We start from the raw sequence: 14567 nt of genomic DNA, 5'->3' as shown, positions 1-14567 counted from the left end.
TGTCATATATGCTGTTGCATAGCAGGTTGCATAAAGCTAATTCAATAATATTTGCATCCAATCAGATAATTAATCTTCTTTTCATGAGATTTATTGAAAGCACCAGCAGAGCTATACCAACAAACAATATCCATGCAACATCAAAGATCAGAGATGAACTCAGCATTCCATAGGAAAGAGTCCTGATGACATTCACAATATGGGTCAGCGGAAGGAATGCAGTTGCAAAATACTGAATTGGAACAGGGAGTGCACTTAGAGGGAAGAATGTTCCACTAAAAAGGAACATCGGAGTGATAAACAACAGTACCGGATAATTGATGGACATAATGTTTGGAGTTATGGCTGTAAAACACATACCTATGGCTGCAAAGAGTAAGCCTCCCATGAAAGCAAATGGTATTATCAGAACCGCATATTTCAGGTCGATCAAACCAAAAAGTGCTATAACAGGGATCATAACTGTGGCATTTATCATGCTCCTTGTGGCTCCCCACAAAAGTTCTCCTGCAATCACATCCTCTATTGTGAGCGGGGTTGCAATCATGGCATCAAAGGTCTTCTGATAGTACATCCTGACGTAAGAACTGTAACTGCACTCGAAAAATGATGCATACATAACTGAAACTGCTATCAATGCAGGAGCTATGAACCGGGCATAAGGAACTCCGTCAATACTCTCAACGAACTTCCCTAGTCCAAAACCAAGAGCCAACAGATAAAGAATAGGTTCAATGAAAGGAGGCAGGAAGTTGAGTTTGATGTTCTTTATGAAAACATCTTTGTTCCTCTGCCAGACCTTAAATGACCTTGAACTTACAGATGGAATACTGAAATAATCCACCGGGTTCATTCCCTCAACCTCCTGCCGGTGAGTTTGAGAAACACATCCTCAAGTGTTGCCGGCCTTGCACTGATCTTTGAGAGTGAACATTCCATGAGAAGGAATTCCGAGATCTCTCTGGCATTATCCGCATAGATGTGAACAGTATCGCCAATTATTTCATATTTCGCTTCTTTTTGTTGCAGGCATTCCAGTAGTTCAGGGTTGTTCTCAGCTTCTATGATATCTGAACCTATGAACTCTTCTATTACTCCCATAGGGCTGCCTTCAACCAGAATTTTACCATTATCCATTACAACAAGTCTGTCACAGAGCTTTTCAACCTCGTCAAGATAATGAGAGGTGAGTACGATAGTAACTCCCTGCTTTTTCAGATTCCTGAGCTTTTCCCATATCAAATGCCTTGCCTGCGGATCAAGTCCGACAGTTGGCTCGTCAAGGATAAGAACATCCGGACGGTTTATCAGTGCTCTTGCCAGTACAAGTCTGCGTTTCATTCCGCCTGAAAGGCTTTCTGTCATTACATCCTTTTTTTCCAGAAGCTGCACAAAATCCAGCAACTCTTCAACTCGCTTTTCTGCTTCATCCTTTGGGATATCAAAATACCTTGAATAAACCAGAAGATTCTCATAAACCGTGAAATCCTCATCAAGATTATTTTCCTGAGGAACGACTCCCATGTGTGATTTTATCTCTCGCTGACAGGTAGAAACATCCATATCCAGAACTTCAAGCGAGCCTCCTGTTACAGGAGAAATACACTGTATCATTCGCATTGTGGTTGTTTTGCCTGCTCCGTTAGGTCCGAGAAATCCGAACATCTCACCTTCTTCAATACTAAAGTTAATCCCATCTACAGCTACAAAATCCCTGAAAGATTTTTTAAGATTCCTGGCTACAATTATCGGAGCTATCTACACCACCTTTAAGGAAGTTGGAAAGGGTTAGTATTAATGATTTCGACTGGAGAAATTAAGGATTGCAGGGGTTTTGCAGGTTGTGTGCAATCAGTATTTAATGATAAAGGACATAATGATACAGAATAGGTAAGAAAAATCGGAGGATTTACAATGACCGAATTGAAAAATCTGATAGCAACAGCAAAAGAAAAGGGTTCTTTTCCAACCCTGATGAAGGCAGCAGAGAAACTCAAGCTCGTCAGCAAATACAGCAATGAAGGTCCTTTCACTATCTTTGCACCGGTAGAATCAGCTTTTGAATCAATCCCTGATGATGTAATTGATGAATCCTTTGATGACCACGGTTATCTTCTGGGGATTATCAACTACCACATAGTTGAAGGTAGATATGCCACAAAAGACCTTGAAGGGCTCAGTGAACTGGAAACCATTAGTGGAAAAAAACTAAGGATAACAAACAACAGCGGAATCAAAGTCGAAACTGCAAATATCATAGAAAACGATATTGAATGTAGCAACGGGATTATCCATGCAATTGACGAGATTCTGGTTCCATAATTCCAGAGATCAATAATTCAAAAATAGTTATTGTTGTAAATTGTAGTTGTAAATTAATAATTAAAAAATAGAAAATGAAGGTTTAAAACCTTCATTCATTCCTGTTCTTTTGGCGCATTAATGCAGCTACCATTGAAACACCCATTATTCCAAGGAGAATTCCAAATCCTGGAGTTCCTTTATCCTCTTCTGCATCAGGCATTTCATCTGTAGCTTCACTTTCAGTTTCTCCGGAATCTGCGTCAGACCCAATTGTGTCATCTGAAGCTACATAGTCCTCTTCAGAATCTGAACGGGTGCTTATTGCAAATGTTGAGAAGCCTGGAGTCTTAGCAACATAATACACGTACTCTCCGTCATCACTTGAAACAGAGGTCTCAAGCTGATCCCATTTACTTCCTGTATAATGTGAAAGTACAACGTCGTCGGTTGAGATTCCATTCTCCTCAAGCCATGATTTCTCTACCTTGAAGGTAATGCTTGCTCCAGCGATCTTTCCGGCATCAAGTTCACTTACTTCGATGTTAAGGTAGCTGTGTACATTGCCCGGTGCAGAACCAGGGATGTTATCCGGCTTGGAATCAAGTTTCTGGACTGAAACTGATATCTTTTCAATATCGACTTCAGATTCAACTTCAACACCTGTAACTTCAGTCCTGGTCAGTTTCACAGAAACAACCTTTACCGGATCAGAAAGAACCTTTCCGGAAGATTCCTGAGTTACGATCTTTGCTCCTTCGTAAGTGCTCTTTGATTCAAGGAAAGCTTCACGTGTTGTTGATGAAAGACCACCTGAGCTGCTGCTTGAACTGGAATCTGAGCTTGGAGCATCAGGACCTGTGTACGACAAACTGGTATTAGTTACTGCATTGCTTGCATTATCTGTTGCAATCACTGTTACAGTATTTGCACCATATCCTGCAGATATTGTTCCATTCCATATGTTGCTACCCTGATCTGTAAGTGCAGTTCCTGCTGCTGTGACGCTCTTAATACCGCTTCCAGCATCAGATACATTCACAGTGACCTCAATGCTCTCACCATAAGAACCTGGGTCCTCTGTGCTCAGTGTCAGGTTGTGTAAGACAGGATCTGTGTTGTCAATGATAACCTCAAAGGTTGCTGATGAACTGCCATTGACATTTCCTGCTTCATCGGTTGCTGTGACATTAAGCAGGTATGTTCCTTCAGCTCCGGAAATCTCAAGATTGCTGTACTTCCAGTAATCAGTTGAAGAAACCTGAGTCAGTGTCACATTCTCGCTTGCACTTACACTGCTGATATTATCGATGGACATTACACTTGAAACACCTGAAAGGCTGCCATCAGAGACTGTTGCATTGAGTGTAATAGTAGACCCATTGTTTACTGCTGTGTAACCGGTTGCATATTCAATCTGAGCATCAATCACAAGAGGTTCAGTATTGTCTACCTTGATACTGAGGTTCACTGAAGAATCAAAGTTACTTACGTTGTCATAAGCTACAACTGTAAGATTAATTATTCCTTCTGAACCGGTTAGATCAACAATCAGTGAATCATTCATCCAGTAGTCGTTTCCTGCATATTCCAGAATTGCGAAGGTGGAAGCATTGACACCGTTCAAAGTAACTGTAGCATTCTTAACTCCGGTTCCTGAATCAACAATTGTAGTATTCAGATCAAGGGTATCACCATCCTTGAACCACTGGGAACCTGTTGGTGAAACTGCTGTAACTGTAGGATCTGTACTGTCCACTTCTACGGAAATAGAACCTGAAGTATTCCACAGACTCACATTATCAGCTGCTTTCAAAGGCAGGGTTAGTGTTCCAGAAGAAGCGTTGACTAACACTGTCAGTGTAAAGTCATCACCACCTGCAGAAGTCATTGTTTCCCATCCAAGTGAACTGTTTACATTGGAAGCATCAACCATCACAGAAGATGCATTCAATCCGGAATAAGCATCTGTTACAGTGACATTGAGAGTTACAAGTCCTCCATTTCTTACCCCACTCAAGCCATCTGGATAAACAGCTTCAGTGTTGGTAAATACAGGAGCTGAATTATCAACTTTCAATGTAAGGTTGACACTGCTATTAACATTGCTAAGGTTGTCGTAAGAACTGACAGTAAGATTGATAGTACCTTCATTTGATGTCAAAACCGTAAGTGTGGAATTAGTCCAGTAATCTCCTGCAGAGTTTGCAAGAACTGCAGTACTTGCAGCTGATACATCTGAAGTATCTACTATCACACTGTTCATTCCTGAATCAGCGTCTATGCTCGATACATTGAGATCAATGGTTGAGCTGTTTGTGACCCATTCTGAACCATCTGGTGTAATGCCTGTTACAAGAGGTGCGGAATTATCAAGAACTACAGAGATCGACTGACTGGTGTTCATATTTGATGCGTTGTCAGCAACACTAATTGGAACAACTGCATTACCGGTGCTTGAGTTGTCAACAATCACAGATAAGGTAAAGTCATCGCCGCCTGCAGAGCTCATTGTTTCCCAGTTAAGTGAACTGTTAAGGTTAGAAACATTGATCATTACAGCAGAAGTGTTCAAGCCTGAAGTTGCATCGGTTGCAGTGAAGTTCAATAGTACTGTTCCACCACTTTTTACAACATTAAATCCAGATGGATATGCAGCTAATTCACTGCTCACTGCTGGAATAGTGTTATCCACATTGATTGTCAGATTCACAGAATTGTTGAAATTGGTTGCATTATCATAGGTTACCACTGTAAGATTTATGGTTCCCTCTGAGGATGAATCAACTATCAGTGAATTATTGATCCAGTAGTTACTACCTCCATGCTCCAGAATTGCTAATGTTGAAGCATTAACATTATTCAAAGTGACAGTTGCATTCTTAACTCCTGTACCTGCATCAACGATGCTGGCATTCAGGTCAAGAACATCTCCATCCTTAAACCACATGGAACTAATTGGTGAAACCGGAGTGACGGTTGGTTCTGCAACATCGATTTCAACAGATATGGAAGCTGAAGTGTTCCACATGCTTAGATTATCGGCTGCTCTTACCGGAAGGATCACTGTTCCGGATGATGATGTATTGACAATAACATCCAGTGTAAAGTCATCACCACTTGCTAATGCTAGTGTCTCCCATCCAAGTGAACTGTTAATACCAGTTGCATTAACCTGTACTGTAGACACATTCACTCCAGAATAAGCATCTGATACTGTGACATTCAAAGTTACAGTTCCGCCATTGTTGATAGCATTCATTCCTCCCGGATAAACAGATTCATTGGTTGTAAAGACAGGTGCGGAATTATCTACCTTGATCGTCAGATTGACACTATTATTCAGGTTACTCAGATTGTCATATGCACTTACCGGAAGATCAATAGTACCTTCATTTGCTGTCAAAACAGTAAGTGAAGAATTGGTCCAGTAATCACCTGCTAAATTTGCCAGATTGGCAGTTCCAGTTGCATTTACAGATGAGATATCGACCATCAGATTCTGCACTCCTGCATCACCGATATCTGTACTTGAGACATTGATATCAATGGTTGAACCGTTTGTTAACCACTGGGAACCATCAGGTGTTACACCTGTTACAAGTGGACCTGAATTATCCAGGACAACTGAGATGGACTGACTGGTGTTTGTGTTTGTTGCATTGTCAGCAACACTGATTGGAACAACTGCAGTACCTGTACTGGAATTGTCGATTATTACAGATAATGTAAAGTTGTTACCAACTGCAGGTGTCATTGTTTCCCAATTGAGTGAACTATTAAGATTGGAAACGTTGATATTCACAGCGGAAAGGTTCAGATCTGAAGTTACATCGATTGCAGTGAAATTCAATAATACTGTCTCATTTCTGTTTACAGCATTAAATCCTGAAGTATATACAACAGATTCATTGCTTACAACAGGATTTGTATTGTCCACTTTTAGTGTAAGATTGACGCTGTTGTTGACATTACCTGCATTGTCAGATGCTTCTATCTGTAAGTCTATGCTTCCTTCAGAAGAGGAAACCAGAAGTGAGTTATTATACCAGTAATCTGTTCCCCCAATATTACTAAGAATTGCTGTTGTTGTCGAATTAACTAATGAAACATTAACAGTTACAGTACTGATGTTACTTGCATTGGCCCCTCCGATGTCTACAGCACTTAAGTTGAGGTTAAGTGTGGAACCATTGTTCACCCATGCATCTGCAGGGATTGGGGATATTGGAGTAACTTCAGGTTCAACGTTGTCAATCCATATTCTAAAGTTTGTTGTACTATTGACATTGCTAAGATTATCCCTTGCAAATATCGGCATGTTAATTTGACCCTGGGTGCTTGTGCCCACAATAATAGTATCGTTTATCCAGTATCCATCAACGTATGACAGAGGTACCTGCATATAAGAATTATTAACAGAGCCTCCTCCTACAGATACATTGTACACACCGGAACCTGTTCCGTCATCTACAGTTACATTAAGATTTAGTAGAGTTCCGTTACTTGCCCAGGTTATTGTTTCGCCGTAGGTATTTGGAGTGACAGTTGGTTTTGTATTATCCACCCACACAGTGAAATTCTCACTATTGTTTACATAAGATACATTATCGTAAGATGTGATTGGAAGATTGTATTCACCATCTGTGGCACTTACAATAAATGAACTGTTTGTCCAGTAATCAGAGAAAGTGTTGTAAAGATCAATTATGCCAGCACTTGCATTGATGGATGTGATATCAACTGTAGCATTCTTCACTCCCGATGCAGCGTCAGTAATACTTGTATTGAACGTCAAAGTTGTTCCATTCTTTACCCAGGTAGTAGATGATTGAGTATAATTTACAGGAACTACAGAAGGTTCACCATCTATTGTTAAATAGATTGGGACACCTGTAGTTGTTACACTAGTGTTGAGTGTGAATGTATAGGTGGTGTTTTCTAGAATACTATCTTCAAACACTACTGCAGTATCTGATATGTTAATGGAAAATTGTGTGTTATTATGAACAATAATATTTGTACCGTTAGAAATGGTCAGTACATTATTGGTTTCATTGAATGTGATATTATCTAAGGAAACATTCTCAAAACTACTTAAACTATAATGACCAGTCTCTAAAACATCAAGACCGATTTCTTGTGAGCATACTATGTTCAACTCTGTTATATCCCCTGCATTTTCCGTTGCTGTGAAATTCAAATAAGTAGGGACCATATATTCGGTCTTATTGTCTCCATAAACCGTTACAACACCATTTCCAGCAGGTGTTATAGCAGCACTTGCAGAGATAACTGAAAGTAAGACAAGTATTAGAACAAGTCCTAATTGCAGTATTCGCTTTTTTCTTTTCGTTTCTTCCTTTATCAAATAATCCTCTCCATAGATTAATCTTGTTTTATACTCAATAATAAAATGTACCTAACAACAATATTATTTGAATTGCATAGGTATCCATGAATTAAAATATCCACAGACATCTATATCAAATATTTCACTAATAGTATAATTGTACATGATATATACATGTTGGTTATTGTTGAACAAATAGAGAAAAAAGAGTGTAATAACTACAATAGGAATATGATGAAATCTCAAAGATTTGCAACCCAGATGACGCTTCTGGAGCGCGAAACGAGGTATGACACTACGTGTGATACCTCATTGATAAACTAGAAAATGGTGGGATCGCGGAGATTTGAACTCCAGTCGCTAGACCCCCAGCCTAACAGGATGGACCAGGCTACCCTACGATCCCGCAGGATTGTAATTAGATATGCATTACAGTATTTTAGTGTTTCCGAGAACAGAAGCTCTGAATGATTTGAACTAATCTATTAAGACTTCAACCAGATATCATATGCCTCAACGACTTCCTCTCCTTCAACAAAAACAAGGTCATTATTTTTACCGTACTGCTTTGCATCGTCCTTCTCAAGAGCTCTGCCGGTTTCATCATCCAGCATCTCACAGACGACCATCGCAGGAATTATCCCTGCTATCTTTGCAAGGGCAATTGAAAGTTCTGTCTGTCCCATGCGTTCATGGACAAGTCCCTTTGCAGCACGAAGAGTTGCAACGTGACCAGGGGTTCTGAATTCGTTTCCGAAATGGATCTCATCACCATTGAGTGTTTTCTCAACGATCTCACCAAGTTTGTTAATTGTCAGCGCCCTGTCATTGTCAGGAATTCCAGTACGGGTATCCCTGTGGTTTACCCAGATAGAGAAAGATGAACGTGAATCATATTCAAGATCGCCACCCTTTTCTACGATCTTATGAAGGGCTGTACTGCACTGATTGGCTTCCCTTACTATGTCTGCCATGAATGGAAGACCAAGTTCTTCTGATGCATCAGAATCAAGGGCAACACAGATTAATCCGCCTGCGTCTTTACGCATCCACCTGATATCATCAGGCGTCACAGCATTTGCAGCAATAGTGAAGTCAGTTTCAGCCTCACGACCCTCTAAATCGAAGAGCAGGATCATCTCACCGTTCTGAAGAGCCTTGATTGCTTTCTGTATGTTCTCACTATAATTTTCAATTGAATCAGCATTTGAACCCATAATTATCACTTCTCTCTTCCACTTATCTTCTTCCTGACTTTCCAATCATCAATTGCATTTTTGCGGGTTTTTCACCACTATCTTTACTTCGTCACCATCATTCAGCTTGAGTGTTTCACGCAGTTTTAGAGGTGCGATTATCTCAAGTAGATCTGCCGGATAGTGTGTCCTGTCCGGTATGATAACTGCACTCTTGATACCTTCAATCTCAACTGGATAGCACTTCCCTCCACCAAAACTCCTTTCTCCATCGTTAAAACCATGGATTGTCAGAGGTTCCATGAAATCCATGTTGTCACGTAACTGAGCACTCTCATCGTTGAGACGTACATTGAGTGTTCCGGGGAATGGCTTGAAATCGAGTTTGTCCCTGAACTGGGACATGTAACCATCCTTTGCAATGTAGTACTGTCCTTCCCCTAGACCTGTTATGACCACTCCGTATAGATCAAGATCAGGGTGGTCCTTGCAGAATATCTGCTGGTAATCTGCATACTCCTTTTTGAGAAGGTCGACACCAACTTCTGTGAGATGGACCATCTGACCACCTGCTACGAGTTGTCTTGAGATGTAACCATCGTCTTCAAGCTGCTTGAGTACCCTTGCAGCAGTCTTGGAACTGGCGGATATATGGTGCATGAACTCAGTGGAGGATATCTTCACAGGTTTCTCTATCGCACCGAGTAGTGCCAGTTCTTTAAGGGACGTTGTTGTATACATTGACTTACCACATTAATCTCATATTTGAGTAGAATCTCATTTATGAGAGTAGAGATGATAAAGGTTTTGATGCTAACCGTTCAAAATTGAAGGTGCGCATCAAGATTAAAAAACGATACTATTCACCTATTTGGTTTGCTAAACCAAATACTAACATAATACTACAATACAATTTTATTTCTTGGAACTGTTTATCTTATGTGGGCATGCTATCAAATAAACTAAAAGAGAAATGCAATAATCTGGCAAATTACTTCGACAAACCTGCATGGATTAACAGAACACTGTTCTACGCTACTATATTTGCAAGCATAACCTTGGCATTCATAATCGTTTTTGGAATATTCAATCTTACTTTCCCAAATTTCACATTCCCCAACAACGCCATTGACTACGACAACGAGCGCTATCTCCTCAGCGCCCTCGTCCAGAGTTTAGCAGCTACCATCGCGTTAGTTATCACACTCAGCCTTGTAGCCGTACAACTCGCAGCCCAATCCTATTCTGCAAGAGTCATTGATGTCTACAAACGGAACCCCGATATGTGGATACTTCTCTGCATTTACATTTTTACTATCTTCTACGGACTTGGATTGACAAAAATCATTGGACTTGGCATTTTAGGAAACTACATGGAGGGCGCCATTTTTGTGGCTTACTTCATGGGGTTCTTTGCTTTTGTTTGTCTGGTGCCGTATATGTTGAAGACATTGGACTTGCTGAAGCCTTCGACTGTGATTAAGTTGTTGGCGGAGGAGATTACAAAAGAAAAAATTCTTGAGGCTTTGGAAAACGATGGAGATATTGTAGAGAAGGATCCAATGCAGTCAATCGTAGACATGGTAAATAGAGCTATTTTATATGACGATTATGAAACTGCTAAAAACGGAATTAATGCTATAAAAAAATCCATAACTTGCATTATCAAAAGCAATCATTTTAATGAGCATGAAGAGAAGAAGATGTCATTTTATATGTTTCAACATGTACAAAGGCTTGGAATTCATTCAATCAACAAGAAAAACGAAGAATCTACAAATTCCATAATTATTTGCCTTGAAGAGCTTGGACATGAAGCAGTTAAGCAAAATCGTCGTTGGATTTTAAAGGATGCTGTAACTGCTCTTGGAATCATAGGAGTTAAAGCAGCGGAAGAAGAACTTAAAATAACTATCGAAAAAGCCGAAAAAACACTTGGGAAGATAGGAGTTCATGCCTCTGAAAAAAGACTTCATACGGGTTCAATAAATGCTATAAGGGAACTTGGGAAGGTAGGAACGATAGCAGTTGAGAAGAAACTTTATTGGATTGAAGTCATTGCTGTCGACGAAATCAAAAAGGTTGGAGTGAAAGCAGAAGAAGAAAAACTTGTGGAAGCTGCTATAGAAGCTGCAAAAAAACTCAAAAATATAGGAGTTAAAGCGATAGATAAAGAACGTGAAGGAGTTGTATCAACTGTCTCAAAAGCACTTGATGAAATAAGAAATATAGCAATAAAAAATGGAAAATCTCAAGTTGCTGAAGAATGTGAAAGAGGTTTCAATATTTTAAAGAGAAACATTGAGGAAATGTGGGAGATGCAGGATAGAGCTATAAAAAGGAAGGACCATATTAAAAAATTCAAATGGAGAAAGATAACTAAACAGATAGATGAAGTGTTACATGTTGTCAAAGATACTGAAGAAGATGACCACGAAACTTAATCATTCCTCATCGTCCACAAACATCTTCGCCACCAGACCCAGATGGTCCTCGTGGAAAGGATCAAGCTCTTTTCTTTCCAGCACCTCGAACTTAATGTCAAAGCTGTTTTCTAAGATTTTAACAAAACGATATTAAAATCAGCATCAACTAATTATTTGGTTTACTAAACTAAATAATAATGCATTTATTTGGCCTACCAAACCAAATATATATAAACAAAGAACCCCCAGTATAAAACATGGACAAAGAGAAACTAAAAATCCTGCTGAAAGAGCAGAATGACCACATCAAAGATGTTGAAGATCTGGTCAAAAGGGAACTGCTGGATGAAATAAAGAGCAGGGATTCAGATCTTATCACAATAGTTGCAGGGCTTCGCAGAGTTGGGAAATCAACTCTCATGAACGAGATAAGGAAAGATCATCTTAATGAAAGCTATTTTGTGAACTTTGATGACGAGAGGCTCTTTGATTTTACAATAGAGGACTTTCAGACCATGCAGGAACTGCTCATCGAGCTGTATGGTGAAAGGAACGTCTACTTTTTTGATGAGATACAGAACATTCGTGGTTGGGAGAGATTTGTCAGAAGGCTTCATGATAATGGAAAGAAAGTGTATGTCACCGGTTCTAATGCAAGCATGCTGAGCCGGGAGATGGGAACACACCTCACAGGCAGGCATCTTAGCTATTCATTATATCCTTATTCTTTCAGGGAATTCCTTCGTTTCAAAAAATTCGAGCTGCCAATCCCGGAAGTGCTTACTACTGTGGAGAAAAGCACACTTAAACGACACTTCAATGAGTATATCGAAGCTGGTGGAATACCGGAATTTGTGAAGAACCGGGATGAGCTTTATGTCAAAACGCTTTATGAGAACATAATCTACAGGGACATAATTGCAAGATACAACCTCAAAGATGAAAAGGCACTCAAAACAACAGCATACTTTGCGGCATCCAACATCGCAAAGGAGATAAGTTACAATAATGTCAGAAAACTGACAGGACTTTCCAGTGCAACTACGGTAAAAGAATACTTCGAGTACCTTGAGAACAGTTATCTTGCATATCTTTTACCTAGATTTTCCACATCCCTCAAAACGCAGGTTTATTCCAACAAAAAAGTGTACTTCATAGACACAGCCATCGCAAAGATATTGGGTTTCAGAACATCAGAGGACTATGGAAGAATACTTGAGAACATGGTGTTCATGGAACTAAAAAGAAGGAAACTTGAAATCTACTATCATAGAGAAAATAAGGAATGTGATTTTGTCATCAGGAATGGTTACAACATTTCTGAAGCTATTCAGGTTACAAAGAGCCTTGAAAATACGGATACAAGAAAAAGAGAAATCGAAGGATTGTTTGATGCTCTGGAAGCCTATAACCTGAGTGAAGGTCTTATTCTCACAGATGACACAGAGGATCAAATTGAAATTGATGGCAAGCAGATTACTGTAAAACCGATTTGGAAATGGATGCTTGAATGATACTTGTTCCTTAAACAACTTCATTCCTCATCATCCACAAACATCTGTGCCACCAGACCCAGATGGTCCTCATGGAAAGGATCAAGCTCTTTTCTTTCCAGTACCTCGAACTCAATATCAAAGCCACTTTCAAGTTTGCGGACCTCTTCCTTGAATATCTTTTTCGGGCTGGCTACGGTGTCAATGCTCCTTGACTTGATGGAGAGCATCAGGTGGCCTTGTTCTTCTAAGAAGTATTTTGAATTGATAGCCGCGATCTCAGCCTGGTTGGGCTGAGCAACATCCTGGAAAATTACATCCGCTTTTTCCACTATTTGAGCGTAAGATTGTGGCTTGTTGGCATCTGCAAGAATTGGAATTATGTTCGGACGCTGGTCGCAGAGCTGGATAAGGTCACGCATGGTGCGTGGGGAAAACTCAACTGCATAGACAAGTCCATCTGTTAGAATGTCGGATACGTGACTTACTGTTGTTCCTGAAGCTGCACCAAGGTACAGAACTATTGAATCAGATTCAAGAGGGATATCGAAGTTCTTAAGCACCATGGCTCCGAGCTTGCTCCTGCTTGGATCCCACTGGCGGTATTCTGTATCGTCGTCTGTAATGAGACGTTCACCGTAGACACTCATGCCTGGAATCATATTCTTTGTCGCAAGCATCTTCCTGTCATCGATGTCCAGCTCATAGATTCCGCTGGATAACTCTCTTACCGGCATCAGTTATTACCTCCTGACTTTTTGTTTTTCTTCCGGCCTCTGCTTTTACGCTTGCCGCCCCTTTTCTGTGGTTTTGCTTCCGGTTTCTTTTCCGGTGGATTAGGGTTAGCCTGTCTTATGCTTTCCAGTTTCTTATCGAGGGCTTCCTTGATAGTTGGATCAAGTTCACCGGAATAGAAATCAGTCCTTGCAGCAAGGCTTATCTTAGCTGCAAGTGCCCTTGCAAGTTTTCCTCTCTGCCACCAGGGCGCATTCTTAATAACTGGATTGTTAAAGATAATTCCATGTTTCGGGGACGGTGCACGGGAGCGCAGATGTTTGAAAAGCGCCCTGTTGGCTCCAATCACCTGAACCGTGCTGGATGGGAAAGCCGCCAGCTTTTCAAGGCTTCCTGCCATACTCATAAGACGGGCACCAAGTGATGCACCTGCAACCTCGCAAAGGTTTGGTGCCACTGAGCCCATGCTCGTATTAATGTAATTCTCAATATACCGGCGTGTGTCATACAGACTGCAGATGTTGTTTGCAAAAGTTCTCAAAAGCTCCTCATCTGCAAACAGGAGTTCAGCACCCATTGATTGAGATGCTTTCTCTGACATTGCATGGTCTTCAGGAACATTTGTCCGGGAGCCGTAGGCTGAAACAAAGTTTGCAAGCCCCTCGCCTGTCATTTCAAGTTCGGGGAAATACCTTCCGTACCACTCGAACAGGCGCTCGCTCAACTCATTCACATTCTTATCAATATCATCCAGCGCTTCAACGGCCTGGATAATCCTTGAATCATCAGTATCGGTCTGTGATATCTGGCTCTTTGCAGCTCTGATACATACATCACGGAGAAGAATATCATAATCCTCGTCAAGTTCAACAAAACCACATTCAAGTGCAGCATCTCTCAGATCAGCTCTCTGCAACGGGACAGACTGTGGATTATTCTGCAGCTCTACAACAATTTCTGCCAGCTTTTCAGGGTCTTTATCGAAAAGGTCGCAATCCTCTATCTCGCCATTAGCATCAAGTTTGAGTTTACCAAACCATGCAGTGAATTCCGTACCTGTCAA

At 40.6% G+C, this 14567-nt stretch carries 10 protein-coding genes and 1 tRNA gene; 3 read left to right on the top strand and 8 right to left on the bottom strand.

Going from position 1 to position 14567, the window contains the following annotated elements:
• Window positions 1–61: 61 nt before the first annotated feature.
• Both J2746_RS00205 and J2746_RS00200 read right to left on the bottom strand, forming a co-directional pair.
• Window positions 62–853 (bottom strand): ABC transporter permease, encoded by a 792-nt coding sequence (locus J2746_RS00205; protein WP_209614669.1) that lies wholly within the window; start codon window positions 851–853, stop codon window positions 62–64.
• The gene (locus J2746_RS00200) at window positions 850–1692 is read right to left on the bottom strand and encodes an ABC transporter ATP-binding protein (RefSeq protein ID WP_342451759.1); all 843 of its coding nucleotides are present in this window, start codon (window positions 1690–1692) and stop codon (window positions 850–852) included. The genes J2746_RS00205 and J2746_RS00200 overlap by 4 nt, the downstream gene beginning before the upstream one ends.
• A 222-nt stretch (window positions 1693–1914) precedes the next feature.
• Between J2746_RS00200 and J2746_RS00195 the strand changes: the two genes are divergently transcribed.
• Window positions 1915–2322 carry a fasciclin domain-containing protein gene (locus J2746_RS00195; RefSeq protein ID WP_209614666.1) on the top strand — a complete coding sequence of 136 codons (408 nt, stop codon included), beginning with the start codon at window positions 1915–1917 and terminating at the stop codon, window positions 2320–2322.
• A gap of 91 nt (window positions 2323–2413) precedes the next feature.
• Here the strand turns inward: J2746_RS00195 and J2746_RS00190 are convergent, their stop codons facing one another.
• The 4 genes from J2746_RS00190 to J2746_RS00175 form a co-directional block, all read right to left on the bottom strand.
• Window positions 2414–7672, bottom strand: coding sequence for a PGF-pre-PGF domain-containing protein (locus J2746_RS00190; RefSeq protein ID WP_209614663.1), 5259 nt, complete (start codon window positions 7670–7672; stop codon window positions 2414–2416).
• 310 nt (window positions 7673–7982) lie between these two features.
• Window positions 7983–8060: transfer RNA gene (locus tag J2746_RS00185), tRNA-Pro, on the bottom strand.
• Between the two features lie 79 nt (window positions 8061–8139).
• Window positions 8140–8871 (bottom strand): 3,4-dihydroxy-2-butanone-4-phosphate synthase, encoded by a 732-nt coding sequence (gene ribB / locus J2746_RS00180; RefSeq protein ID WP_209614661.1) that lies wholly within the window; start codon window positions 8869–8871, stop codon window positions 8140–8142.
• Between the two features lie 48 nt (window positions 8872–8919).
• Window positions 8920–9591 (bottom strand): winged helix-turn-helix domain-containing protein/riboflavin kinase, encoded by a 672-nt coding sequence (locus J2746_RS00175; RefSeq protein ID WP_209614659.1) that lies wholly within the window; start codon window positions 9589–9591, stop codon window positions 8920–8922.
• A 206-nt stretch (window positions 9592–9797) separates the two neighbouring features.
• Between J2746_RS00175 and J2746_RS00170 the strand changes: the two genes are divergently transcribed.
• Window positions 9798–11294: a DUF2254 family protein gene (locus J2746_RS00170; RefSeq protein WP_209614657.1), complete on the top strand. Its 1497-nt coding sequence runs from the start codon at window positions 9798–9800 to the stop codon at window positions 11292–11294.
• A 239-nt stretch (window positions 11295–11533) separates the two neighbouring features.
• Window positions 11534–12790 carry an ATP-binding protein gene (locus J2746_RS00165; RefSeq protein WP_209614655.1) on the top strand — a complete coding sequence of 419 codons (1257 nt, stop codon included), beginning with the start codon at window positions 11534–11536 and terminating at the stop codon, window positions 12788–12790.
• A gap of 20 nt (window positions 12791–12810) precedes the next feature.
• On the opposite strand, the gene J2746_RS00160 is transcribed toward J2746_RS00165, so the two are convergent.
• The gene (locus J2746_RS00160; RefSeq protein WP_209614653.1) at window positions 12811–13506 is read right to left on the bottom strand and encodes a fibrillarin-like rRNA/tRNA 2'-O-methyltransferase; all 696 of its coding nucleotides are present in this window, start codon (window positions 13504–13506) and stop codon (window positions 12811–12813) included.
• Window positions 13506–14567 (bottom strand): NOP5/NOP56 family protein, encoded by a 1062-nt coding sequence (locus tag J2746_RS00155; protein ID WP_245249900.1) that lies wholly within the window; start codon window positions 14565–14567, stop codon window positions 13506–13508. Before J2746_RS00155 ends, J2746_RS00160 begins: the two co-directional genes overlap by 1 nt.

This window comes from Methanolobus bombayensis (genome assembly GCF_017873415.1).
GTDB classification, from domain to species: domain Archaea; phylum Halobacteriota; class Methanosarcinia; order Methanosarcinales; family Methanosarcinaceae; genus Methanolobus; species Methanolobus bombayensis.
This window is presented reverse-complemented; position numbering and strand designations above follow the sequence as displayed.

Coding starts and splice junctions, on each gene's coding strand:
- J2746_RS00205 (WP_209614669.1), bottom strand. CDS start 853: ATGAACCCGGTGGATTATTTCAGTATTCCATCTGTAAGTTCAAGGTCA.
- J2746_RS00195 (WP_209614666.1), top strand. CDS start 1,915: ATGACCGAATTGAAAAATCTGATAGCAACAGCAAAAGAAAAGGGTTCT.
- ribB (WP_209614661.1), bottom strand. CDS start 8,871: ATGGGTTCAAATGCTGATTCAATTGAAAATTATAGTGAGAACATACAG.
- J2746_RS00175 (WP_209614659.1), bottom strand. CDS start 9,591: ATGTATACAACAACGTCCCTTAAAGAACTGGCACTACTCGGTGCGATA.
- J2746_RS00170 (WP_209614657.1), top strand. CDS start 9,798: ATGCTATCAAATAAACTAAAAGAGAAATGCAATAATCTGGCAAATTAC.
- J2746_RS00165 (WP_209614655.1), top strand. CDS start 11,534: ATGGACAAAGAGAAACTAAAAATCCTGCTGAAAGAGCAGAATGACCAC.
- J2746_RS00160 (WP_209614653.1), bottom strand. CDS start 13,506: ATGCCGGTAAGAGAGTTATCCAGCGGAATCTATGAGCTGGACATCGAT.